Genomic DNA, 22,905 nt, shown 5'->3' with positions numbered 1-22,905 from the left:
CCCGGAGCGGGGAGTGCCCGTCCGGTCAGGACGAGCAGGGGACGGGCGCGGCCGGACGCGCGGAGGCGGGGAGCCCGGCGGCCCGCCAGGCGCGGAACCCGCCGGCGACGTCGGTCGCGCGGGTCAGGCCGAGGTCGTGCAGGGACGCGGCCGCCAGGCTGGAGGTGTACCCCTCCGAGCAGAGCACGATCACCCGCACGTCGTGGCCGGTGGCCTGCGGGATCCGGGCCTCGCAGGCCGGGTCGAGGCGCCACTCCAGGACGTTGCGCTCGATCACCAGCGCGCCCGGCACGCTCCCCTCCGCGGCCCGCTGCGCCGCGGGCCGGATGTCGACCAGCAGCGCGCCGCGCCGCCACTCGTCGTGGGCCGCCCGCGGATCGAGCCGCCGCAGCCGGGCGCGCGCCGCCGCGAGGACCTCGTCGATCGTTCGCGTGGAGATCGTCCGCGTGTCTACTGTCCGCGTGTCGGTCGTCCGCGTCACCACTGGCCCGCCTCCTCGGTGGCGAGCCGGACGAGACGTCCGCCGGCGAGGTCGTAGCGGTTCATGGTCGCCAGCGGCGGCGCGTACGCGTGGACGCTGACCGCCGGGGCGGCGGAGACGTTGCGGACCTCGTGCACGTAGTCGGCGCCGAAGGCGCGGGACTCGCCCGCCGCCAGGTGGCGCGCCGCGCCGATGTCGCGCTCCTCGAGCGTGCCGAGCGCGACCGCGAAGGCGCCGCGCGAGCCGCCGTGGTCGTGCAGCCCGGTGGACTGCCCCGGGAGCCAGCTGATCAGCCAGATCTCGTGGTCGCCGTCGCGGTGCAGCCGCTCGTACCAGCGGCCCTGCGGGTCGAGCCGCACGCGCGGCAGCCACTCGTCGGGGTGCGCGGCCAGCCGCGCGACCGTCGTGGACAGCTCCGCGATCGGGGTGGGGCGCGCCGCCTCGGGGGCGGCCGTGCTCGTCGTCATGTGCCGGGGTCCTCTCCGTTCGGTTCCGTTCCGCGTGCCGCACCCGGCCGCCGGGCCGGGCCGGGCGGACACAGGCCGCTCGCGAGCCGTCCGAGGTCCAGGTGCGGTCGTCGCCACAGAGGAGGATCCCGATGCATGGGCGGCATCCTCGCGCAGGTTTCCCACTAAGTCAATCGGAATAACCGAGATAGCATGTCGCGGCGGTGGGCAAGCGTCAGATGGAGACCGCCCCGGACGAGGAGTGGTGGATCATGCGGAGAACTCACGAAGCGAGCGGCGTCCTCAAGCCGCTGCCGCCGGACCGGTTCGTCGTGCACGGCGCCAACGCGGAGATGCGCTGGGACGCCATGCGCGACCAGGGGCTCCTGGTGCCCAACGACCGGTTCTTCGTGCGCAACCACACCCGCACCCCGGTGATCGACGCGCGGACGTGGCGGCTGCGCCTGTTCGGCACCGGCCTGCGGGGCGCCCCGACGCGCGCCCGCGCGGTGGAGTTCGGCTACGCCGACCTCCTCGCCATGCCGTCCCGCACGCTGGACGCGGTGATCGAGTGCGCCGGGAACGGCCGTGCCCTGTTCGGGAGCCAGCAGGGCACGCCCATGCCGGGCATCCCCTGGCACCTGGGCGCCGTCGGCGCCGCGCGCTGGCGCGGGGTCCCGCTGGCGGACGTCCTGGAGCGCGCCGGGCTCCGCCCCGAGGCGGTGGACGTGCTCCCGTGCGGGCTCGACCCGGCGTACCGCCTCGACGGCGAGGACCTGGGGCCCGTGCGCCGGCCGCTGCCGGTCGCCAAGGCCCTGGACGACGTCCTGGTGGCGTACGAGATGAACGGGGAACCGCTGCCGCCCGACCACGGGTTCCCGGCCCGGCTGGTGGTGCCCGGCTGGGTGGGCGTCGCGTCGATCAAGTGGCTGGGGGAGATCGAGGTCGCCGACCGCCCGCTGACGTCGCCGTGGACCACCCGCTTCTACCGGATGGCCGGTCCCGGTTACCCGTCCTCCGGCGGGCCTCCGCTGGCGGAGCAGGTGGCCAAGAGCGCCTTCGAGCTTCCCTGGGACGCGGGCGTGCCGCTCGGCCGTCCGGTCGTCCTGACCGGCCGGTCGTGGGCGCCGCGCGGCCCCGTGCGGGCGGTCGAGGTCAGCACGGACGGCGGAGCCACCTGGCGGCCCGCGCGCCTGCGGGAGGACGACACCGCCTGGTGCCGCTGGAGCCTGGACTGGTGTCCCGACAGGACGGGCCCGGTCACGCTCGTCGCCCGCGCCGTCGACGGGACGGGCGCCCGCCAGCCCGCCGCGTGGCCCCCCAACGACGACGGGTACCTGTTCGGCGCGGCCGTCCGGCACCGCGTCCAGGTGGCGTAACACCCCTCCGCGGGCGGCGCCGCCGCAGGTGGGCGGGCGTGCGGGGGAGGTGCGGGGTGGCGGAGTCCGGGCACTATTCCACTATTCCTACTCATTTAGTATGTTGCTGCCCGTGAGCAGGAACGATGCGGTCTCCGAACCCCCGTCGCTGTCCGACGCCCGGCGGCGCCGCGCGGACCGGGCCCGGCAGATCGCCGACGTGCTGCGCCGGCAGGTCCTCCGCGACGCCTTCCCGTCGGGAGTCCTGCCGCCGGAGCCCGAACTGGTGCGGGAGTTCCGCACCACGCGCAACGCCGTCCGCGACGCCCTCGGGCTGCTGCGGGCGGAGGGGCTCGTCGAACGCTGCCCCGGCGTCGGGACGACGGTGACGACGGAGAAGTACCCGCACGGGCTGGAGCACCTGCTCGGCCTGGCGGAGACGCTCGGCGGGCACGGGGAGATCGGCAACCTCGTCCGGGCGGCCGGGCTCACCGACCCGCCCCGCGAGATCGCCCGCCGCCTGCGGGTGCCGGACGGCGAACCCGTCGTCTACATCGAGCGGCTGCGGCGGCTGAACGGGCGCCCGCTGTCGCTGGACCTCACCTACGTCGTCCGCGACCTCGGCGAGCCGCTGCTCGCCGAGGACCTGGCCGGCAACGACGTCTTCGTCCTGCTCGAACGCATCGCGGGGCAGCGGCTCGGCCGCGCCGACCTCACCGTCGAGGCGGTCAACGCCGACCCCCACTCGGCCGCCACGCTCGACGCCCCCCGCGGCGCCGCGCTGCTGATGGTCGAGCGGCTGACGCACCTGGCCGACGGGCGGCCGGTGGACCTCGAGTACATCCGGCTGCGCGGCGACCGCATCACCCTGCGGGGGACGGCACGGCGCGGGCCGCGCGCGGACACCGGCGCCTGACCCCGCCCGCCGCCGAGCCCCCGCCGCCATCCCCCGCCGACGACACCCCGAAGGAGCGCCATGTCGCTGGTGAACAACCGTGCCGACGTCCCGGTCACGGTCGACGAGGCCCTGTGCATCGACGGCTGCACCCTGTGCATCGACGTGTGCCCGCTGGACGCCCTCGCCGTCCATCCCGAGACCGGCAAGGCGTACATGCACGTGGACGAGTGCTGGTACTGCGGCCCGTGCGCCGACCGCTGCCCCACGGGCGCCGTCACCGTGAACATGCCCTACCTACTGCGTTGAGGACCCGATGAAACGGAAGAGATCACTGGGCCTCGCGGCCCCGGCCGCCGCCGCGGCCGTCGCGCTGTCGGCCGGGTGCACCGTGGCCGGGAACGCCGCCGCCGGGGACGGCCCGGCGACCGTCGTGGTCGGCTACCAGTCCAAGACCATCAACACCGTCACCGCCGGGACGCTGCTGCGCTCGCTCGGCCTCTTCGAGAAGCACCTCGCCGAGCTGGGCGAGTCCGAGGGCCGCGACTACGAGGTCGTCTGGAAGGACTACGAGACCGGCGCGTCGATCACCGCCCAGATGCTGGCCGGGAAGATCGACATCGGCTCGATGGGCGACTACCCGCTGCTCATCAACGGCACCCGCTCCCAGGGGCTCGGCGCGGACGCCCGCACCGAGTTCGTGTCGGTGACGGGCTACAACATGCGCGGCTCCCTGAACGGGGTCGTCGTCGCCGGGGACTCGCCCGCCCGGTCGCTCGCCGACCTGAAGGGCCGCAGCATCTCCGCGAGCGTCGGGTCCGCCGGGCACGGGACCCTCGTGCAGGCCCTCGGCGACTACGGCCTCACCCCGGACGACGTCTCCGTCGAGAACCAGGAGCCGTCGGTGGGCGCGTCGGCGCTGCAGGCCGGCAGCGCCGCCGGGCTCGCCCAGTTCGTCGCCTGGCCGGGCCTGCTCGTGCAGAAGAACGGGGCGCGGCTGCTGTACGACGGCGGCGCCCTCGACGTGCCCACCTTCCACGGCGTGGTGGTGCCGCGCGAGGAGGCGAAGAGCCGCCCGAAGGTGCTGCGCGCGTTCCTGCGCGCGCAGATCGACGCCACCCGCCACCTGCACGAGCACCCCCTCGCGGCCGCGGAGTCGGTGGCGGCCGAGACCGGGCTGCCCGCCGAGACGGTGTACCTCTACAACGGCGCCGGGGGCGTGGCGACCTTCGACACGACGATCAAGCCGCGGCTGCGCGAGGCGCTCGCCCACGACGTCCCGTTCCTGAAGTCGATCGGCGTCCTGAAGGGGACGATCGACCTGGAGTCGTTCGTCAACGACGCCTACATCCGGGAGGCGTACGGCGCCGGATACGACGCGGCCGCCGCGTCCGCCGCCAACCCGGCCGCCATCACGGGCACCGACCGCGCGTGCGGGAAGCAGGTCGGCGACCCGGCGAAGGCGGGCGAGGTGTGGGTCGCCGGCGAGCGGGCGACCCGCCCCGCCGCCGACCCGGTGTGCCTGCTGCGCAACGTCCGCGCCTTGCGCGCGGACGGCGGCGAGCCGCGGGCCGCGTACGTCCCGGACGCGACGACCGGCACCCGCTGGTTCGCCGACCGGATGACATGGGTCGAGGACCCGGAGGCGGGGGACGACGAGCGGTTCCGGCCGTTCGCCACCGCCGAGCAGGCACGGAAGTACATCGACGCCCACCCGGGAGCGGAGACCGTCCCGTACGACGAGGCGGTGAAGCGCGCATGACCACCACGACCAACGGCGACGCCACCGCGACCGGCGTCGTGCGGTGGGGGGTGCGGGGGGCTTCGCTCGGTGCCGCGCTCGGGTTGTGGCACCTGCTCACCGCCGCGGACGCCCGGCTGTGGATCCGGTTCGACCGGTTCCCCGGGCCGGCGGAGGTCGCCGGGGAGTTCGGGCGGCAGCTCGGGGAGGGCCGGTTCTACGCCGACGTGGCGCAGAGCCTGGTGCGGATCCTCACCGGGTTCGGCCTCGCCGCCGTCGTCGGCGTCGCGCTGGGCGTCCTGGTGGCGCGGTCCCGCTGGGCGAACGACCTGCTGCAGCCGCTGTTCGAAGTGGCCCGGCCGATCCCGGCGATCGCGCTGGTGCCGGTGGCGATCCTGCTGTTCCCCGCGAACGAGCAGGGCATCGTGTTCATCACCTTCACCGCGGCGTTCTTCCCCGTCCTGGTGAGCACCCGGCACGCGGTGCGGGCGCTGCCCGCCACCTGGGAGGACGCCGTCCGCACGCTGGGCGGCGGCCGGGCGCGGGTGCTGTTCCAGGTCGTGCTGCCGGGCGTGCTGCCCGGCGTGTTCGGCGGCCTGTCGGTCGGTATGGGCGTGGCGTGGATCTGCGTCATCTCCGCCGAGATGATCTCCGGCGACTTCGGTGTCGGCTACCGCACCTGGCAGGCGTACACGATCGTCGACTACCCCGGCGTGCTCGTCGGCATGATCACCATCGGGCTGCTGGGGCAGCTCACGTCCGGCGCGGTGGAGCTGGCCGGCCGGCGGGCGACCCGCTGGCTGCCCGGACGCGAGGGAGGCGCCCGGTGACCACCGGACTCGAACTGCGGATGGACGGCCTCGCCGTCGGGTACGGCGGCACGCCCGTGGTGACGGGCCTCGACCTGACCGTGCGCGCCGGGGAGTTCCTCGTCGTGGTCGGCGCGTCCGGCGGCGGCAAGTCCACCCTGCTGCGCACGCTGGCCGGGCTGCTCCCGGCCGTGGCGGGCCGGGTCACCGCCGACGGGACGCCCGTGACGGGCCCGTCCCGCGACCGCGCCCTGGTCTTCCAGGAGGACGCCCTGCTGCCCTGGCGCTCGGCGCGCCGCAACGTCGAGCTCGCGCCCGCCATCGGCGGCGTGCCGCGCGCCGAGCGGCGCCGCGTCGCCGCCCGCTGGCTCGACCGCGTCGGGCTCGGCGACGCCGCCGGACGGCTGCCGCGCGAGCTGTCGGGCGGGATGCGGCAGCGCGTCCAGCTCGCCCGCACGCTGGCCGCGAGCCCGCGCGCGATCCTGATGGACGAGCCGTTCGGCGCGCTCGATGCCCAGACCCGCGGCGCGATGCAGCGGCTGCTCGGCCGCGTGCTGGCCGACGCGCCCGCCACGGTCGTGTTCGTCACCCACGACGTGGACGAGGCGCTGCTGCTCGGCGACCGGATCGCGGTGCTCGGCGCCGCCGGCGTCACCGCCGAATTCCCCCTGCCGGACCGCGCCGGGCGGGCCGGCGGCCCGCCCGCCGGGCTCCGGGAGCGGATCCTCGCCGAACTCGGCGCCGCTCCCGCGGGCGCCCCCGAACTCCTCTCCGAAGGGACCCGCTGATGCGCATCCCCGCTGTCTCCGAGCGGCGCGAACTGCGCTGCGACGTCCTCGTGATCGGCGGCGGGACCGCCGGCACGATGGCCGCGATCACGGCCGCCGAGCGCGGCGCGTCCGTCCTGCTGCTCGACAAGGCGCACGTGCGGCACTCCGGCGCGCTCGCGATGGGGATGGACGGCGTCAACAACGCGGTCGTCCCCGGCAAGGCCACGCCCGAGGACTACGTCGCCGAGATCACCCGCGCCAACGACGGGATCGTGAACCAGCGCACCGTCCACCAGACCGCCTCCCGCGGCTTCGCGATGGTGAAGCGGCTGGAGGGGTACGGGGTCAAGTTCGAGAAGGACGCCCAGGGCGAGTACGCCGTGCGGCGCGTGCACCGGTCGGGCAGCTACGTCCTGCCCATGCCGGAGGGCAAGGACGTCAAGAAGGTGCTGTACCGGGTGCTGCGGCGCCGCGCGATCCGCGAGAAGGTCACGATCGAGAACCGGGTGATGCCGGTCCGGGTCCTCACCCACGAGGGTCGCGCGGTCGGCGCGGCGGGCTTCGACACCCGGACGGGCGAGTTCGTCACCGTGTCCGCCGGGGCGGTCGTCCTCGCGACCGGCGCCGCGGGACGGCTCGGCCTGCCCGCCAGCGGCTACCTCTACGGCACCTACGAGAACCCGACCAACGCGGGCGACGGGCACTCGATGGCCTACCACGCGGGCGCGGAGCTGAGCGGCATCGAATGCTTCCAGATCAACCCGCTGATCAAGGACTACAACGGGCCCGCGTGCGCGTACGTGGCCAACCCGTTCGGCGGCTACCAGGTGAACGCGGACGGGGAGCGGTTCGTCGACTGCGACTACTGGTCGGGGCAGATGATGGCCGAGGTCAAGCGGGAGATCGACTCCGCGCGCGGGCCGATCTACCTCAAGCTCACCCACCTGCCGGACGAGACCATCACCGAGCTCGAAGGCATCCTGCACACGACGGAACGCCCCACCCGGGGCACGTTCCACGCCGGGCGCGGCCACGACTACCGGACCCACGACGTCGAGATGCACATCTCGGAGATCGGCCTGTGCGGCGGCCACTCCGCGTCGGGCGTGTGGGTGGACGAGCACGCCCGCACGACCGTCCCCGGCCTGTACGCGGCGGGCGACCTCGCGTGCGTCCCGCACAACTACATGATCGGCGCGTTCGTCTACGGCGACCTGGCGGGGGAGCACGCCGCCGCGCACACCCGCCCCGGGCCGCTCGACGAGGGGCAGATCGCCGCCGCGCACGAGCTGATCTACCGGCCGCTGCGCCATCCGGACGGCCCGCCGCAGCCGCAGGTCGAGTACAAGCTGCGGCGTTTCGTCAACGACTACGTCGCCCCCGCGAAGACGGCCCGCAGGCTGGAGATCGCCGTCGAGACGTTCGACCGGATGCGGGACGAGATCGCGGCGATGGGCGCGCGCACGCCGCACGAGCTGATGCGCTGCGCCGAGGTGTCGTTCATCCGCGACTGCGCCGAGATGGCGGCGCGCGCGTCGCTGGCCCGCGCCGAGAGCCGCTGGGGCCTCTACCACGAGCGCGCCGACCTGCCCGAACGCGACGACGCGAGCTGGTTCTGTCACCTGAACCTGCGGCGCCGCGACGACGGCGTGATGGAGTTCGTGAAGCGGCCGGTCGAGCCGTACCTGGTGCCGGTCGAGGGGATCACCGTGCCCGAGCCGGGCGGGACGGTCGTCCTGGGCCCGGTCGGCCCGGGGCCGCGCGCGGCGGGCGCCCGCCGGGACGCGGGCGCGGGCGGGGCCGTCCCGGCGGTCGGGCGGTCGCCGCGCATCCTGGAGCTGCAGCGCCTCGCCGAGACCGCGCCCGCGCTGGACGCGTTCGCGCCCTACCTCGACGACCCCGACCCCAAGGTGCGGCGGGCCGCGGTGGCGTCGCTCACCGAGGCCGTCCCCGATGGCGCGGGTGTCGCCCTGGCGCGCGCGCTCGGGGACGGGCACGGGTCGGTGCGCCGCGCCGCCGCGGCCGCGCTCCGCGAACTCGTGGAGGTGCTGCCTGCCGACCGCGCCCTGCACGACGCGCTGTCCGCCGCGCTGGACGCCGCCGACCCGCTCGTCCGGGCCGCGGTGCTCGAACTGCTGCGCGTCCTGCGGCTGGGGGACGCGGCGGTGTTCGAGAAGGCGCTGCACGACGCCGACCACCGGGTCCGGCTGCGGGCCGTGGACGGCGTCGTCGCCCGCGGCGGCCCGGCGGCGCTCGCCCCCGCCGTCACCGACGCGTCGCGCGAGGTCCGCGTCGCGGCGGCGCACGCCCTCGGGTCCCTCGCCGACCCGCTGGGCCGCCCGCCGCTGACGGCGCTGGCGGGCGACGCGGACGTCCTCGTCCGGGCCGCCGCCCTGGAGGCCGCGGCGGAGATCGGCTGCCCGCCGCCGCTGGACGGGCTGGCCGTCGCGTCCCTCGGCGACCCCGCCTGGCAGGTGCGGGTCGGCGCCGCCCGCGGACTCGCCGGGGCGGAACCGGCCGTGGCGGTCGGCCCGCTGGTCACGGCGCTGGACGACCCGAACCCGGACGTCCGGAAGGCGGCCGTGATCGCGCTCGGCCGGTGGGCGGGCGCCGTCCCCGGGGCCGGCGCCGCCCTCCGCGCGGCCCGCTCCGACCCGGACGCCGATGTCCGGGCGCACGCCCGCACCGCGCTCCCGGCGGCCGGCTGACCCGGCCCGCCGCCGGGCGGGCGGCCCGCGCGGGGCCGCCCGCGCGGGCCCGGTGCCACCCCGCCCCGGGCCCGCGCGGACGGGGTTCGGGGTCAGGCCGCGGCGGCCTTCGGCGTGTAGTGGGCCGCGTCGTCGCCCTCGACGCGGTAGCTGCGCCGCCCGTCCACGCCGGCGGGGACGTCGCCCGCGACGGTGACGCGGTGCAGGCGGCGCGGCAGGTCGCCGTAGTCGTCCGGGGCGTAGTGCTGGGTGATGCGGTTGTCGAACACGATGACGTCGCCCGGCTCCCAGACCCAGCGCAGCACGTTCTCCGGGCGGGTCACGTACGACTGGAGGATGTCGAGGATCGCGCGGCCCTCCCTGCCCGGCAGGCCCACGACGCTCTGCGCGAACCCGCCGATGAACAGGTTCCGCTCGCCCGACTCGGGGTGGACCCGCACCACCGGGTGGGCGGTCTTCCAGGTGCGCGACACGAACGCCTTGCGGTGCTCGGCCTGCTTGTCCGGGTCGGCGCCGGACTCCACGGGCGCGGCGTAGTCGTAGTCGTTGGTGTGGACGGCCCAGAGCCGGTCGGCGAACGCGCGCAGCTCGTCCGGCAGGTCCCGGTAGGCGGCGGCGCTGTTCGCGATGAGGGTGTTGCCGCCGTAGGGCGGGACGACGAGCCCGCGCAGGGTGCTGATCTTCGGCGGGCTCTGCACGAACGTGACGTCGGTGTGCCAGTGGTTGGCGCGCGACGTCTCGCCGTCGACCGGCAGGATCTCCCGCCGGCCGTCGACGCCGGGGACGGTCGGGTGCGCGCCGGTCAGCTCGCCGAACTTGGCGGCGAACGCGAGCTGGCCCTCGTCGGTGAGGTCCTGGCCGCGGAAGCCCAGGGCCTTGTGCTCCAGCAGGGCCTCGTGGATCTCGCCGAAGACCCGGTCGGACAGGTCGCGGAGGTCGACGCCGACGACCTCCGCGCCGATGCGGCCGCCGATCTTGCGAACGTCGAAATCGGACACGGAACTACCTCTCTCTCAGGGGGAGCGGGGGACGGTCGCCCCAGCGAAGCACGGCCCCCGCGAGCCAGTCAACTATTCCTACTCATTAAGTAGGGATTATTTCCTATCAAACCTGTTGACTTAGTAGGAAAAGTGGTCGATAGTCGCATCCGTGACTCCCCACCACGCGCTCCGCGACGCGCTCGTCGCGCGCCTGTACGTCGACCTCCGGCGCCAGGCCGGCGACCTGTGTCGCCCCGCCACCTGACGAACCGCGCAGTACAGGCGTCCAGGGAAAGGGCATTCTTGAGCAGCATCACGGGAACCACACGCCGGCGATTCCTCACGACACTCTCGGCCGCCGCGCTCGGCGCGCCGCTCGCCCCGCTCGCGGCCGGCTGCGGCGCGGCGTCCGGACGGGCGCGCCGCACCGGCACCCTCCGCTACCAGGGCTGGACCGGGACGGTCACGCTCCCCGAACTCGCGGCGGACCTCGGCTTCCTCGGCGAGGTCACCCTGGAGTGGGTCGGCAACACCAACAGCGGGCCGCAGGACGTCCAGATCGCCGCGACCGGCGAGGTCGACTTCGGCGGCGCGTTCAACGGCGCGTCCGTCAAGCTCCAGGAGGCCGGCGCGCCGCTGACGTCCGTCATCGGCTACTACGGCACCGACGCGAAGTACTACCACGGCTTCTTCGTCCTGGACGACAGCCCCATCCGGAACCCGCGGGACCTCATCGGCAAGAAGATCGGCATGAACACCCTCGGCGGCCACGCCCAGGCCGTCCTCGACCTCTACCTGCGGGGGAAGGGCCTCACCGCCGCCGAGGTCGCCGAGGTCCGCCCGCTGGCGGTGCCGCCCGTCGCCACCGAGCAGGCGCTCCGCCAGGGGCAGATCGACGTGGCCGCGCTCAGCGGGATCTTCCAGGAGAAGGCGAAGGACAACGGCGGCGTCCGCCCGCTGTTCCGCGACGTCGACTTCCTCGGCCCGTTCACCGCGGGCTCCTACGTCTTCCGGGACGACTTCATCGAGCGGAACCCCGACACCGTGCGGGCCTTCACGGCGGGCGTCGCCAGGACGATCGAATGGTCGCGCGAGCGCCCGCGTGAGGAGGTCGTCGCCCGCCTCACCCGCGTCCTGGAGGCCCGCGGCCGCAACGAGACCGCCGACGCGCTCCGGTACTGGCTGTCGTGGGGCGTCGCGGGAAAGGGCGGCGTGATGAGCGACCGGGAGTTCACGACCTGGAGCGACTGGCTCGCCGAGGTCGGCCAGATCCCCGAGGTCACGGTCGCGCCCGCCGACCTCTACACCAACGAGTTCAACCCGTACGCGACCGGAGGGGGCGCGCGGTGACCGCGAAGATCCGCATCACCGGGGTCGGCAAGACCTTCCCCGTCCGGGGCGGCGGCGAGTTCCCCGCACTGCGCGGCGTGTCCCTCGACGTCGCCGAGGGCGAGTTCCTCACGATCGTCGGGCCGAGCGGCTGCGGCAAGTCCACCCTCCTCGACCTGATCGGCGGGCTCACCCGGCCCACCACCGGCCGCGTCGCGATCGACGACGCCGAGGTGACCGGCCCCGCCCTCGACCGCGGCATCGTCTTCCAGCAGTACGCGCTGCTCCCGTGGCGCACCGCCCGCCGCAACGTCGAGTTCGGGCTGGAGGCCAAGGGGATCGGCCGCCGCGAGCGCGCCGACATCGCCCGCCGCCACCTCGACCTCGTCGGCCTGTCCGGCTTCGAGGACCGCTACCCGCACGAGCTGTCCGGCGGCATGAAGCAGCGGGTCGCGATCGCCCGCAGCCTCGCCCACGACCCCGGCGTCCTGCTGATGGACGAGCCGTTCGCCGCGCTCGACGCCCAGACCCGCGAGGGGCTGCAGGACGAACTCGTCCGGATCCAGGCGGCGACCGGCAAGACCATCGTGTTCATCACGCACGGCATCGACGAGGCCGTCTACCTGGGCGGCCGCGTCGCCGTCATGACCGCGCGGCCCGGGCGGATCAAGGAGGTCGTCGACATCGACCTCGGCCCCCGCGACGCGCACGCCGACCTGCGCTCCGGGCCGGGGTTCGCGGCGTACCGGCACGCGGTCTGGTCGCTGCTGCGGGACGAGGTGCGCGCCGCCCGCCCCGGCGTCCCGCGACCGCGCGAGGAGGCGGTGCCCCGTGGCTGACACCCTTCGCGCCGAAGCCCCCGCCCCGCCAGCGGACCCCGCGCCCGCCCCGCCGCGCGCGTCCCGTCCGGTCCGCCGCATCGGCGCCGCCGCGGCCCGCGCCGCGCGCGGGACGGTCGCGATCCTCGCGTTCCTCGCCGTCTGGGAGGCCGCGCCCCGCGCGCACCTCGTCGACCCGATCTTCCTGCCGCCGCTCTCCGAGGTGCTGCCCGCGCTGGGGGACCTCGCCGCGAGCGGACGGCTGTGGGACGACGCCCGCGCCAGCATCGTCCGCTCGCTCGCCGGCTTCGGGCTCGCGATCGCGGTCGCCGTCCCGCTCGGCCTGCTGATCGGCTGGTACCGGACGGTCGCCGACCTGCTGAACCCGCTGCTGGAGGTGTTCCGCAACACCGCCGCGATCGCGCTGCTGCCGGTCTTCGTCCTGGTCCTCGGCATCGGCGAGACGTCGAAGGTGGCGATCGTCCTCTACGCGTGCACGTGGCCGATCCTGCTCAACACCATCGGCGCCGTCCGCACCGTCGACCCGACGCTGATCCGGTCGGCGCGCTCGCTCGGGCTGCCCGCGCCGCGCGTCTTCCAGAAGGTCGTCCTGCCCGCCGCCGTCCCGGAGATCTTCACCGGGATCCGGCTGGCCGGGGCGACGTCCGTCCTGGTGATGATCGTCGCGAAGGAGGGGCTCGGCTTCCTGGTCGGCTCGTCGCAGCAGAACTTCGCGATCCACGAGATGTACGCGGGCATCATCGCGATCTCGGTGCTCGGGCTGGCGTTCAACTACCTGCTCGTCCTGGTCGAGCGCCGCCTCACCCGCTGGCGCCCCGCCGCACCGGACTGACCGCCCGCGACCCGCCGCGCCCGCCCGCCCGTCCGTCCGGATGGACGGGCGGGTGCTCGTCTTCGGGAGCGTTCCGACCGCGCGGGGTCAAGGGCCGGAGTCACGCCACGCGAATGCGGCGAGGCGGCGAAGCGCGCGGGAGGAGTTTCGGTGCGGACGGGCGCGGCCGGTTCGGCGGCGCGCGCAGCTCGAGGCGTCCATCCCGGGCGTTCTCCAACGCCGGTAACCGGACACTGACCTGCGCGATCAAAAGCGACGCGGATCCACATCGACGATCCGGGCATTGCGGCACACGGCAGTCGATTTCGTCCATTCGACATGATCGTCTGCGACCGCGCCTTTTCGCTTTCCCGGCCATTTTGGACCGTTCCTTGACGCCCACCGTGACGAAACGGCGTTCGATCGGGAAGCGGGAAGTACGCGAACTGGACGCGCCGCCGTTCGTCCCCGCCGGGGGAGTCGCCCCCGGCGGCCGGGCGATGCCGTCCCGGGCGGGCTCAGTTCCCGCGGGGACGGGTCGCGAGGTGCTCGCCGACCCGCCGGACGAGGGTGGCCATCTCGTAACTGATCTGCGCCGGGTCGACGGTGGCGTCGCTCATCACGGTCAGCGAGGCGCCCTCGCCCGCGGCGGTGACGAACAGGAACGTCTCGCTCATCTCGATGATCGTCTGGCGCACCTCGCTCGCGTCGAACTGGGTCCGCGCGCCCTGCGCGAGGCTCTGCAGGCCGGCGGCCAGCGCGGACAGGTAGTCCGCGTCCGCCCGGTCCAGGCCGGAGGACGCTCCCAGCAGCAGCCCGTCCGCGGACTGCAGAACCGCCCTGGTGACCTGCGGCACGCGTTCGACGAGTCCGTCGATCAGCCAGTCCAGCCGGTCGGAAGATTCGCCGAGCAGGGATGTCACGTGAGTTTCTCCTCTTCGGGGAGGGGGCGGGGTCGGCAGACCCTTCGGATGATTCCATCCCAAGACGATCCGTATCCACTCAACCTGGCGACAACTGATCAAAATGGTGGCTATGGTGTCCCCCGTTCCAGCCCCGGTCCGCAGCGAAGGTAAGAGAGACGGCCAGATGCCCGACGTGATCACCTACGTGCCCGTTCTTCATGGTGGCAACGCCCGGTGAAAAGCCCCCGCCGGCGCTCGATCCGGTTCTCGCTCTACGGACTGCTCGTCATTCCCCTGGTGTCGCTGGTCACACTGTGGGCGTTCGCGGCGCAGGGCGTCGCGTCCGAGGCCTTCCAGCAGCGCAACATCGACACGGCCAACGAGATCTACGGTTACGCCGTCCAGCCGATGCTGGTCACCCTGGCGCAGGAACGCCAGGAGTCGGTGGTCTGGCTGAGCGGGGGCGGGCGCCTGCCGCGCACGTCGATGGACGCCGTCCGCAAGAAGATGGACGGCACGATCGTGCAGATGAACGAGGCCGCGCGCTCGGACGAGTTCCAGGACACGCTGAACGGGCCGATGAAGTCGCGGCTCTCGGTGCTGATCGGCAAGCTCAACGAGATCGGGAAGATTCGGGACCAGGTCGACTCCGGGGCGCTGACCAAGCTCACGGCCTTCGAGGCGTACAACGACGTCGTCGACGCCCACTTCCGGTTCATCTACCTGCTCGTCGCCGACAACGGCTACCAGCAGGCCTACCACCTGACCGGCATGTCGCGGGCCATCGAACTGGCCGGGCGCGAGGCCGCGCTCGTCGGCGGCGTGCTGGTCGGCGGCGGCCGGATGACCGCCGCCGAGCACACCGCGATCACCCGGCTGGTGTTCGAGCGCCGCTACCTGGAGACGTCGAGCCTCTCGGAGTTCACCGCGGCCAACGGCGCGCCCTTCGAGCAGGCGCTGTCGTCCGCCGCGGCGAAGAGCTTCACCGGCGTGGAGAACCGCGTCCTCGCGACGCGGCCCGGCGCCCGGATGCGGCTCGCCCCCGACGCGTGGACGGCGTCCGCGGGCGGCTACATCCAGGCGCTGGACGGCGCCCTCGGCAAGTCGCGGATGGTGCTGGCCGCCGACGCGAAGAAGACCTCCGACGCGACCCTGCTGCGGCTCGGCCTCGTCGGCGGCATCGGCCTGCTCGCCATCGTCCTGACCGCGGTCCTCATGCTCAGGTTCGGCCGCCGGATCGGCCGCGACCTGCAGGACCTGCGGGACGCGGCGCACACGTTGGCCGAGCGGCGGCTGCCCGGCGTGGTCGACCGGCTGAAGCGGGGCGACGAGGTCGACGTGGCGGTGGAGGCCCCGCCGCTGGAGGTGGGCCGGACGGCCGAGGTGTTCGACGTCGCCACCACGTTCTCCACCGTCCAGCGCACCGCCGTGGAGGCCGCCGTCGGCCAGGCCGAACTGCGCAAGGCCGTCAACAAGGTCTTCCAGAACCTGGCCCGCCGCAACCAGTCGCTGCTGCACCGCCAGCTGGCGATGCTGGACACGCTGGAGCGCAAGGCGTCCGACCCGGACGCCCTGGCCGACCTGTTCGCCATCGACCACCTCACCACCCGCATGCGGCGGCACGCCGAGGGCCTGATCATCCTGTCCGGGGCCGCGCCCGGCCGCGGCTGGCGCCGTCCGGTCCGCGTGCTGGACGTGCTGCGCGGCGCCGTCGGCGAGATCGAGGACTACGCCCGCGTCGAGGTGGTGAGCACGGCGGAGGAGGCGATCGTCGGCTCCGCCGTCGCCGACGTGATCCACCTGCTCGCCGAGCTGATCGAGAACGCGGCGACCATGTCGCCCCCGAACACCCCGGTCGAGGTCGACGCCGGGCTGGTGGGCCAGGGACTCGTGGTGGAGGTCCAGGACCGCGGCCTCGGCATGGAGCCGGACAAGCTCGCCGCCGTCAACCGGCAGCTGTCCCGCGAGCCGGAGTTCGACCTGACCGACGGCGAGCGGCTCGGCCTGTTCGTCGTCGGCAGCCTCGCGCACCGGCACGGGATCAAGGTCGCGCTGGAGCCGAACGCCTACGGCGGCATCAAGACGATCGTGCTGCTGCCGCACGCGATCGTCGTGTCGGCGGACCGCGCGGACGCGGCGGCGGAGGACGGCGCGGCGGAAGACGCCCCGGAGGGCACCGCGCCGGAGCCCGCCGGACGGCACCGCGCCGAGGACCCCGAACCGGCGCTCCGGCCCGGACGGCACGGCGCGCCCGCCACCGATCCCGCGCCCGCCGACCCCGCAGGCGACGTGCCCGACGCCTCCGCGCCCGACGCCTCCGCGCCCGACGCCCCCGCGCCCGACGCGTCCGCAGGCGGCGCGTCCGGCGCCTCCGCAACCGACACCTCCGCGCCCGGCGGCTCCGCGGACCTCGGCGGGGAGGGCGGTACCCATGCGGGCATGCCGCGCCGGGTGCGGCGGGCGAGCCTGGCCCCGCAGCTGCGCGATCCCGCGCCCGCCGAGACCGCCGCGCCGTCCGGCCCGGACGGGGGAGGGGCGTCCGGGCGGAGCGTGCGCTCGCCGGCGCGGGCCCGTGCGGTCATGGCGTCGATGCAGAGCGGATGGCAGCGCGGGCGCGCCGAGCCGCTGCCGCCGGACCCGGCGGCGGAACCGACCGAGGAGGAGGGGGAGCGATGACCGCGGCACCGATCAGCGCAGGGGAGGTGCTCCGGCTCCTCGACGGCATGGTGCGCCGGGCGGCGCCGCTGCGCGGCGCGGTCCTGCTGTCCAACGACGGGCTGGTCGTGGGGTCGTCCTCCGGGCTCGGCCGGGAGGAGTCCGAGCACCTCGCCGCGCTGGTGTCGGGCGTGCAGGGGCTCGCCCGCGGCGCGTGCCGCCGGTTCTCGGGCGGCGAGCTGCTGCAGAGCGTCATCGAGCTGGACACGACGCTGGTGTTCATGAACCCCGTCGGCGACCGGGCGTCCCTGGTCGCGATGGGGCCGCCGGACGTCGACGCCGGTGCGGTCGCGTACGAGATGACCGAGCTGTCCGAGCGGTTCGCGGAGCGTCCGCCGGTCCTGCCCCGGCTGTCGGTGCCGGGCCCGGGGTGAGTCCCGGTGAGCGATGACCGGTGGCTCGACGGGGACGCGGGGCCCGTCGTCCGCCCCTACACCCTGACGCGCGGGCGGACCCGGCTCCGGGACGACACCCTCGACCTGATCTCCGTGCTGGAGGCGACCGGGGTGCCGGCGCGGACGCGGCTGGCCCCGGAGCACCGGCGGCTGCTGGAGATCTGTCGGCGGTCGATCACCTTCGCCGACCTGACGTCGGAGATCGACCTGCCCGTCGGCGTCGTGCGCGTCCTGGTCGACGACCTGCGTGACGAGAATCTGCTCAGGGTGCTGAAGCCGACCCCGGCCGGCGACGTCCCGGATGAGCTCGTACTAAGGAAGCTGCTGAATGGTCTCCGTGCACTCTGACACCGAGCTCTCCGGCCGGGACGCGCCGGCCGCCGGCCGGCCGATCGCCGCGAAGATCCTCATCGCGGGCGGTTTCGGGGTCGGCAAGACCACGATGGTCGGCTCGATCAGCGAGATCCGCCCGTTGCGCACCGAGGAGATGCTCACCGACCGCGGCGCGGACGTCGACGACACCACCGGCGTGAGCGGCAAGACCAGCACGACCGTCGCCATGGACTTCGGCCGGATCACCATGCAGGACGACCTGGTGCTGTACCTGTTCGGCACGCCGGGGCAGGAGCGGTTCTGGTTCATGTGGGACGAGCTGGCGCTCGGGGCGATCGGCGCGGTGGTGCTGGCCGACGTGCGCCGCCTCGCCGACTGCTTCGCCGCCGTCGACTACTTCGAGGACCGCGGCACCCCGTTCATGGTCGCGGTGAACTGCTTCGAGGGCGCCGAGCGCAAGGACCCGCGGGACGTGCGGATCGCGCTGGACCTGGAGGACCACGTCCCGCTGCTGCTGTGCGACGTGCGCAGCCGGGAGTCCGCCAGGGACGTGCTGATCACGATGATCGAGCACGTCCTCACCACGACCACGGGCGCGCGGTCCTGAGCGCGCCGGCGGCGGCGCCGTCCAGCACGGGACGGCGCCGTTCCTTCACCCCTTCCCCAAGGAGCTGACACGTGAGCACGAAGCTCGCCGGCAAGTCCGTCCTCATCACCGGTGCCGCGCAGGGCATCGGCGCCGCGACCGCGCGGGTGTTCGCCGGGTACGGCGCGCGCGTCGTGGTCTCCGACGTCAACGAGGACGGCGGGCGGGAGACCGCGGCCGCGATCGAGAAGGACGGCGGCGAGGCGATCTTCGTGCGCGCCGACATCACGTCGGGGGCCGACATGGAGGCCGCGGTCCGGGCCGCGGTGGACGCCTACGGCCGGCTCGACTGCGCGGTCAACAACGCGGGCGTCGAGGAGCAGGGCGCGGCGCTGCACGAGATCACCGAGGACGCCTGGGACCGGCTGGTCGCGGTGAACCTCAAGGGCGTCTGGCTGTCGATGAAGTACGAGATCCGGCAGATGCTCGCGCAGGGCGGCGGGACGATCGCCAACATGGCGTCCGTCGCCGGGCTGGTGGGTCTGCCGCTCGGGATCTCCGACTACTCGGCGACCAAGGGCGGCGTCGTGGCCATGACGCGGACCGCCGCCATCGAGTACGTGAAGCAGGGCGTCCGGGTCAACGCGGTCTGCCCGGGCGTCGTCCGCACCCCGCTGCTCGACCAGGCCATCCAGGGCGGCATGTTCACCCCGGAGGAGGCGGCCGCGCTGCACCCGACCGGCGTGCTGATCGACCCGGAGGACGTCGCCGAGACGTTCGCGTTCCTCTGCTCGGACGCGTCGCGGCACATCACGGGCCAGGCGATCGCCGTCGACTGCGGCATGTCGGCCGGCTGACCGGCGCCGCCGCGTCCCGGTCACGGCCGCCGGGCCCCGCCGTCCGGGCGTCCCGCACCGGCGGCGCGGCCCAGCAGGAGCGCGGCCGTGACCGCGCAGCCGACCACGCCCAGCAGGCTCGCGCCGCCCAGCTCCCCGCGGACCGCGTACGAGGACACCGACGCGGTGAACACCCCGGTGCACATGGCGAGCGCGAAGCCCAGCGCCGGCGCCGCGTACGGGCCGGGCAGCGCCGCCGCGACGAGCAGCAGCGCGCACAGGATCAGGTCCGGCACCAGGAAGAGGTTGTCGCCGCGCCACGAGTCGTTGATGAACAGGAACGCGAACGTGGTCGCGCTGATCAGCACCGCGAAAGCGCGGCCGAAACCGATGAGGGTCATGCCCCCATCACAGCGGCGGCGCCCGCGCGGGGGAATCGGCCGGCCGGGCCGATCCGGCGGCCACCCGGCGGAGGCCGCCCTCCTGCGCGCGGACGAGGCCCCCGCCGGGGCCCGGCGTCTACGATCGGGGCGTGTTCGCCGAACGGGTGGAGGAGTTCGTCTCGCGCCGGTTCGTCCCGCTGCGGTCCGTGCTGGTCGCGGTCCTGGCGGCCGGGGACCTGGCGCTCATGCACCGGCCCGGCGGCGCGGCCGACTGGACGCTCGTGGCCGCGGCGTACGGGACGTACGCGGCGGCCGTGCGGCTGCCGATGCCCGCGGTGGCCGTCCTCGCGGTCCTGCTGGGCGCCGCCGAGGCGACGGACTCGGCGGTGCTCCTCCCCGTCAAGGCGATGCTGGCGATCGCGCTGTTCGAGCTGGCGGTGCGCCGCCCGGCGGCGGAGCTCGCGGCCGGGGCGGCGGCGTTCGCGCTGGCGGTCGCGGTCGGCTGGATCGGCGAGCCGCCCGGGGACGTCGCGCCCGCGCTGTTCCGTGTCGCGGTGTTCCTCACCGTCCTGCTCCTGGCGGGCGCGTACGTCCGGTCGGCGCGGGCGGCCGCGCGGGAGGCGGCGGAGCGGGCCGCGGCCGAGGCGCGCGCGGCGCGGGCCGCCGAGCGCACCGCGATCGCCCGCGAGCTGCACGACCTGGTCGCGCACCACGTCTCGTCGATGGTGCTGCGGGTCGGCGTGGCGCGGCACGTGCTGACCGGCGCCGAGCCCCCCGTCCGGGACGTCCTGGACGACCTGCACGCCACCGGCACCGCGGCCCTCGACGACCTCGGCCGGCTGGTGGCGGTGCTGCGCGACCCGGCCACCGTGCGGGACGAGCCGCCCCCGGTCGAACCGGCCGCGCTGCCCGCCGCGCTGGAACGGGCCGTCGAACGGTGCCGCGCGGCGGGCCCGGCGGTCGAGGCGGCCGTCGACCCGGCGGTGGCGGGGCTGGACGCGATGCGCGGCGTCACGCTGCTGCGGCTGGTGCAGGAGGGGCTCGCCAACGCCGCCCGGCACGCCGGGCCCGACGCGACCGTCCGGCTGTCCGCGTGCGTCGACGGCGGCGCCGTCCGCCTGGTGATCAGCGACGACGGGCGCGGCGGCCCGGCCGTCCCCGGGCACGGGCTGACCGGCATGCGCGAGCGCGTCGACCTGCTCGGCGGGTCGTTCGCGGCGGGCCCGGCCGGGCGCGGCTGGCGGCTGACGGCCGAGCTGCCGCCGCCGGAGGGGGCCCGGGCGTGATCCGCGTACTGATCGCCGACGACCAGCACCTCGTCCGCATGGGGCTGCGGATGCTCTGCGAGTCCGCGGACGGCGTGACGGTCGTCGGCGACGCGGCCGACGGGCACCGGGCGGTGGCGCTGGCCGCGCGGCTCGTCCCGGACGTGATCCTCATGGACCTGCGGATGCCGGGCCTGGACGGCGCCGCGGCCACCGAGCGGATCACGGCGGCGCGCCCGGACGCCCGGGTGCTGGCGCTGACCACGTTCGGCGACGACGACCACCTCTACCCGGCGCTGGCCGCGGGCGCCCGCGGGTTCCTGCTGAAGAGCGCGCCGCCGGAAGAACTGCTGGACGCGATCCGCCGCGCGGCGGCGGGCGGCACCCCGTTCAGCCAGGAGGTGCTGGGACGGCTGGTCGAACGGGCGGTGAGCGTCCGCGCCGAGGCCGCGCCCGGGGACCTCACGCCGCGCGAGCGGGAGGTGCTGGTGCTGGTCGCGGCCGGGCTGTCCAACCAGGAGATCGCCGCACGCCTGCACGTGGGGGTGACCACCGTGAAGACGCACGTCGCCGCGCTGCTCGCCAAGACCGGCTGCCCGAACCGGATCCGCCTCGCGGTGTTCGCCGTCCGCGCCGGGCTCGCCCCGGGATGACCGCCGCGCCGTTACCCTTCGCCTCGAAGATCACCGATGCGCGAACCCCCGCCCGTGAAGGAGATCCGGCCGTGAGCACCCAGCCGCTGCGTCCCGACGACCCGCGCACCATCGGTCCCTACCGGCTGCTGGCCCGGCTCGGCGCGGGCGGCATGGGGACGGTGTTCCTGGGACGGTCGGCGGGCGGCCGGGCCGTCGCGATCAAGCTGGTGCACGCCGGGCTGGCGGGCGACCCCGAGTTCCGCCGCCGGTTCCGGCGGGAGGTGGACGCCGCGCGCGAGGTCGGCGGGGAGTTCACCGCGCGGATCCTGGACGCCGATCCGGACGCGCCCGTCCCGTGGTCGGCGTCCGGCTACGTCGCCGGACCCACCCTGCACGAGGTGGTCGGCGAGCACGGCCCGCTGCCGGAGCGGTCGCTGCGCCCGCTGGCCGCCGGGCTCGCCGGGGCGCTGCGCGCGGTGCACGGGCACGGGCTGGTGCACCGCGACCTGAAGCCGTCCAACGTGCTGCTCACCCTGGACGGGCCGCGCGTGATCGACTTCGGCATCGCGCGGGCCGTCGACGCGAGCATCGCCACCCGCACCGGCGCGGTCATCGGGACGCCCGCGTTCATGGCGCCCGAGCAGGTCCGCGGCGACCGGCTGACGCCCGCCGCCGACGTCTTCTCGCTGGGCTCCGTCCTCGCGTTCGCCGCCACGGGGCGGCTCCCGTTCGCGACCGAGGACGGCGGGATGCACGCGCTGATGATGCGCGTCGTGTCGGGCGAGCCCGACCTGGCGGGCCTGGACGGTCCGCTGCGCGGGCTGGTCGAGGCGTGCCTGGCCAAGGAGCCGGGGGAGCGCCCGTCGCCGGAGGAGATCGCCGAGCGGGCGGGCGCCGGTGCCGGCGACGGCCCGTGGCTGCCCGCCGAGGTCGTCGAGCGGCTCGGCCGGCACGCGGTCGCGCTGCTCGACCTCGAGGACCCGCACGCCCCGGACCCGTCCGGCACCGCACCGTCCGGCACCGGGCCCCTTCCGGCGGCTCCGGCGCCGGTCTTCGCCCCGCCCGCGGGCGCGGTTCCGCCGCCCGGCCCGCCGCCCGCACCGGCGCGGGGGACGGCGCACTGGCCGACGCGGCCGCCCGGGGACGGGCCCGCGCGGTTCCCGGTCGTCCCGGCGGCGATCGCGGCGGGGGCCGTGCTGGTCGTGATCGTCGTCGTCGCCGTGGCCGTCGCCCTGTCGCAGGACCGGACGGGCACCGCCGCGACGGACTCCACACCCCCGTTCCCGTCCGAGCGGAACACCACGCGGGGGGAGGGGGCGGGGGAGGACCCGTCTCCCGACTCTTCTCCGGAACCGGTGCCGTCCAACGACGTCCCCTCCTTCTTCGTCGGCACCTGGCAAGGACCCACGGACATCGGCGGGATGCACATGGTCGTCCGGCGGGGCGTCCTCAAGCAGGACGTCGCCACCACGCGCCTCACCCTGAACGGGAAGGTCTGCGAGGACGACTGGATGATGTGGCGGGACGAGGACAGTCAGTCGAGGGCGGCAATCGTCTTCCGGCTCCGCGGTGAGACCGACGACGGATGCCCCGTGCTCGGGGACATGACGCTCGCCCGGATGGGCGATCTCCTCATGATCAGCACTGCCGAGGGCGTCCAGGGCAACCTTCGGCGGGCGGACTGA

23 protein-coding genes are annotated in these 22,905 nt (G+C 74.9%); 18 read left to right on the top strand and 5 right to left on the bottom strand.

All coding sequences use genetic code 11. The features are described 5' to 3' along the window. Positions 1–25: 25 nt before the first annotated feature. Complete coding sequence (locus AB0L25_RS27650; protein WP_500175621.1) at positions 26–481, bottom strand: rhodanese-like domain-containing protein; 456 nt, start codon at positions 479–481, stop codon at positions 26–28. Further along, the gene (locus AB0L25_RS27645) at positions 478–948 is read right to left on the bottom strand and encodes a cysteine dioxygenase (RefSeq protein WP_500175620.1); all 471 of its coding nucleotides are present in this window, start codon (positions 946–948) and stop codon (positions 478–480) included. Before AB0L25_RS27645 ends, AB0L25_RS27650 begins: the two co-directional genes overlap by 4 nt. 203 nt (positions 949–1,151) lie before the next feature. Here AB0L25_RS27645 and AB0L25_RS27640 point away from each other — a divergent pair, with 203 nt between their 5' ends. The 7 genes from AB0L25_RS27640 to AB0L25_RS27610 all read left to right on the top strand — a co-directional run bounded on the left by AB0L25_RS27640 (position 1,152) and on the right by AB0L25_RS27610 (position 9,208). Further along, a complete protein-coding gene (locus tag AB0L25_RS27640) occupies positions 1,152–2,306 on the top strand; it encodes a sulfite oxidase (RefSeq protein WP_500175619.1) in 1,155 nt (384 codons plus the stop codon). A gap of 112 nt (positions 2,307–2,418) precedes the next feature. Next, entirely contained in the window at positions 2,419–3,201 is a 783-nt protein-coding gene (locus AB0L25_RS27635; RefSeq protein WP_500175618.1) for a GntR family transcriptional regulator, read from the top strand. A 60-nt stretch (positions 3,202–3,261) separates the two neighbouring features. Beyond that, on the top strand, positions 3,262–3,489 hold the full coding sequence (locus AB0L25_RS27630) for a 4Fe-4S dicluster domain-containing protein (RefSeq protein ID WP_075896179.1): 228 nt from the start codon (positions 3,262–3,264) through the stop codon (positions 3,487–3,489). A gap of 7 nt (positions 3,490–3,496) precedes the next feature. Beyond that, positions 3,497–4,942, top strand: a complete 1,446-nt coding sequence (locus AB0L25_RS27625; protein ID WP_500175617.1) for an ABC transporter substrate-binding protein — start codon at positions 3,497–3,499, stop codon at positions 4,940–4,942. Then, the gene (locus AB0L25_RS27620; protein ID WP_500175616.1) at positions 4,939–5,751 is read left to right on the top strand and encodes an ABC transporter permease; all 813 of its coding nucleotides are present in this window, start codon (positions 4,939–4,941) and stop codon (positions 5,749–5,751) included. The genes AB0L25_RS27625 and AB0L25_RS27620 overlap by 4 nt, the downstream gene beginning before the upstream one ends. Next, positions 5,748–6,518 carry an ABC transporter ATP-binding protein gene (locus AB0L25_RS27615; RefSeq protein ID WP_500175615.1) on the top strand — a complete coding sequence of 257 codons (771 nt, stop codon included), beginning with the start codon at positions 5,748–5,750 and terminating at the stop codon, positions 6,516–6,518. Before AB0L25_RS27620 ends, AB0L25_RS27615 begins: the two co-directional genes overlap by 4 nt. Then, complete coding sequence (locus tag AB0L25_RS27610) at positions 6,518–9,208, top strand: fumarate reductase/succinate dehydrogenase flavoprotein subunit (RefSeq protein WP_500175614.1); 2,691 nt, start codon at positions 6,518–6,520, stop codon at positions 9,206–9,208. Before AB0L25_RS27615 ends, AB0L25_RS27610 begins: the two co-directional genes overlap by 1 nt. 92 nt (positions 9,209–9,300) lie before the next feature. On the opposite strand, the gene AB0L25_RS27605 is transcribed toward AB0L25_RS27610, so the two are convergent. Further along, complete coding sequence (locus AB0L25_RS27605) at positions 9,301–10,206, bottom strand: TauD/TfdA dioxygenase family protein (protein WP_500175613.1); 906 nt, start codon at positions 10,204–10,206, stop codon at positions 9,301–9,303. 285 nt (positions 10,207–10,491) lie between these two features. Between AB0L25_RS27605 and AB0L25_RS27600 the strand changes: the two genes are divergently transcribed. The 3 genes from AB0L25_RS27600 to AB0L25_RS27590 are packed head-to-tail and all read left to right on the top strand — an operon-like array spanning position 10,492 to position 13,188. Continuing rightward, on the top strand, positions 10,492–11,538 hold the full coding sequence (locus AB0L25_RS27600; protein WP_500175612.1) for an ABC transporter substrate-binding protein: 1,047 nt from the start codon (positions 10,492–10,494) through the stop codon (positions 11,536–11,538). Then, the gene (locus AB0L25_RS27595; protein WP_500175611.1) at positions 11,535–12,356 is read left to right on the top strand and encodes an ABC transporter ATP-binding protein; all 822 of its coding nucleotides are present in this window, start codon (positions 11,535–11,537) and stop codon (positions 12,354–12,356) included. Before AB0L25_RS27600 ends, AB0L25_RS27595 begins: the two co-directional genes overlap by 4 nt. Further along, positions 12,349–13,188, top strand: a complete 840-nt coding sequence (locus AB0L25_RS27590) for an ABC transporter permease (RefSeq protein WP_500175610.1) — start codon at positions 12,349–12,351, stop codon at positions 13,186–13,188. Before AB0L25_RS27595 ends, AB0L25_RS27590 begins: the two co-directional genes overlap by 8 nt. Before the next feature lie 497 nt (positions 13,189–13,685). Here the strand turns inward: AB0L25_RS27590 and AB0L25_RS27585 are convergent, their stop codons facing one another. Further along, entirely contained in the window at positions 13,686–14,090 is a 405-nt protein-coding gene (locus AB0L25_RS27585; protein WP_500175609.1) for a roadblock/LC7 domain-containing protein, read from the bottom strand. A 216-nt stretch (positions 14,091–14,306) separates the two neighbouring features. On the opposite strand from AB0L25_RS27585, the gene AB0L25_RS27580 reads away from it, so the two are divergent. The 5 genes from AB0L25_RS27580 to AB0L25_RS27560 all read left to right on the top strand — a co-directional run bounded on the left by AB0L25_RS27580 (position 14,307) and on the right by AB0L25_RS27560 (position 18,958). Further along, on the top strand, positions 14,307–16,748 hold the full coding sequence (locus tag AB0L25_RS27580) for a sensor histidine kinase (RefSeq protein WP_500175608.1): 2,442 nt from the start codon (positions 14,307–14,309) through the stop codon (positions 16,746–16,748). Continuing rightward, positions 16,745–17,161 (top strand): roadblock/LC7 domain-containing protein, encoded by a 417-nt coding sequence (locus AB0L25_RS27575; protein ID WP_500175607.1) that lies wholly within the window; start codon positions 16,745–16,747, stop codon positions 17,159–17,161. The genes AB0L25_RS27580 and AB0L25_RS27575 overlap by 4 nt, the downstream gene beginning before the upstream one ends. Positions 17,162–17,167: 6 nt before the next feature. Further along, complete coding sequence (locus AB0L25_RS27570; protein ID WP_500175606.1) at positions 17,168–17,530, top strand: DUF742 domain-containing protein; 363 nt, start codon at positions 17,168–17,170, stop codon at positions 17,528–17,530. Then, positions 17,511–18,122: a GTP-binding protein gene (locus AB0L25_RS27565; RefSeq protein ID WP_500175605.1), complete on the top strand. Its 612-nt coding sequence runs from the start codon at positions 17,511–17,513 to the stop codon at positions 18,120–18,122. Before AB0L25_RS27570 ends, AB0L25_RS27565 begins: the two co-directional genes overlap by 20 nt. A 71-nt stretch (positions 18,123–18,193) precedes the next feature. Continuing rightward, positions 18,194–18,958: a glucose 1-dehydrogenase gene (locus AB0L25_RS27560; protein WP_500175603.1), complete on the top strand. Its 765-nt coding sequence runs from the start codon at positions 18,194–18,196 to the stop codon at positions 18,956–18,958. Between the two features lie 20 nt (positions 18,959–18,978). On the opposite strand, the gene AB0L25_RS27555 is transcribed toward AB0L25_RS27560, so the two are convergent. Beyond that, positions 18,979–19,338 (bottom strand): hypothetical protein, encoded by a 360-nt coding sequence (locus AB0L25_RS27555; protein ID WP_500175602.1) that lies wholly within the window; start codon positions 19,336–19,338, stop codon positions 18,979–18,981. A gap of 131 nt (positions 19,339–19,469) precedes the next feature. On the opposite strand from AB0L25_RS27555, the gene AB0L25_RS27550 reads away from it, so the two are divergent. The 3 genes from AB0L25_RS27550 to AB0L25_RS27540 all read left to right on the top strand — a co-directional run bounded on the left by AB0L25_RS27550 (position 19,470) and on the right by AB0L25_RS27540 (position 22,905). Next, positions 19,470–20,606, top strand: a complete 1,137-nt coding sequence (locus AB0L25_RS27550; protein WP_500175601.1) for a sensor histidine kinase — start codon at positions 19,470–19,472, stop codon at positions 20,604–20,606. Then, positions 20,603–21,238, top strand: a complete 636-nt coding sequence (locus AB0L25_RS27545) for a response regulator (protein ID WP_500175600.1) — start codon at positions 20,603–20,605, stop codon at positions 21,236–21,238. Before AB0L25_RS27550 ends, AB0L25_RS27545 begins: the two co-directional genes overlap by 4 nt. 71 nt (positions 21,239–21,309) lie before the next feature. Further along, positions 21,310–22,905, top strand: a complete 1,596-nt coding sequence (locus AB0L25_RS27540; protein WP_500175599.1) for a serine/threonine-protein kinase — start codon at positions 21,310–21,312, stop codon at positions 22,903–22,905.

It is taken from the genome of Spirillospora sp. NPDC052242, from assembly GCF_040679555.1.
In the GTDB taxonomy this organism is placed as follows: Bacteria; Actinomycetota; Actinomycetes; order Streptosporangiales; family Streptosporangiaceae; genus Spirillospora.
Note: the sequence above shows the minus strand (reverse complement) of the source record. Positions and strands in the feature narration are given on the sequence as shown.

Coding starts and splice junctions, on each gene's coding strand:
- AB0L25_RS27610 (WP_500175614.1), top strand. CDS start 6,518: ATGCGCATCCCCGCTGTCTCCGAGCGGCGCGAACTGCGCTGCGACGTC.
- AB0L25_RS27620 (WP_500175616.1), top strand. CDS start 4,939: ATGACCACCACGACCAACGGCGACGCCACCGCGACCGGCGTCGTGCGG.
- AB0L25_RS27565 (WP_500175605.1), top strand. CDS start 17,511: ATGGTCTCCGTGCACTCTGACACCGAGCTCTCCGGCCGGGACGCGCCG.
- AB0L25_RS27630 (WP_075896179.1), top strand. CDS start 3,262: ATGTCGCTGGTGAACAACCGTGCCGACGTCCCGGTCACGGTCGACGAG.
- AB0L25_RS27555 (WP_500175602.1), bottom strand. CDS start 19,338: ATGACCCTCATCGGTTTCGGCCGCGCTTTCGCGGTGCTGATCAGCGCG.
- AB0L25_RS27645 (WP_500175620.1), bottom strand. CDS start 948: ATGACGACGAGCACGGCCGCCCCCGAGGCGGCGCGCCCCACCCCGATC.
- AB0L25_RS27575 (WP_500175607.1), top strand. CDS start 16,745: ATGACCGCGGCACCGATCAGCGCAGGGGAGGTGCTCCGGCTCCTCGAC.
- AB0L25_RS27625 (WP_500175617.1), top strand. CDS start 3,497: ATGAAACGGAAGAGATCACTGGGCCTCGCGGCCCCGGCCGCCGCCGCG.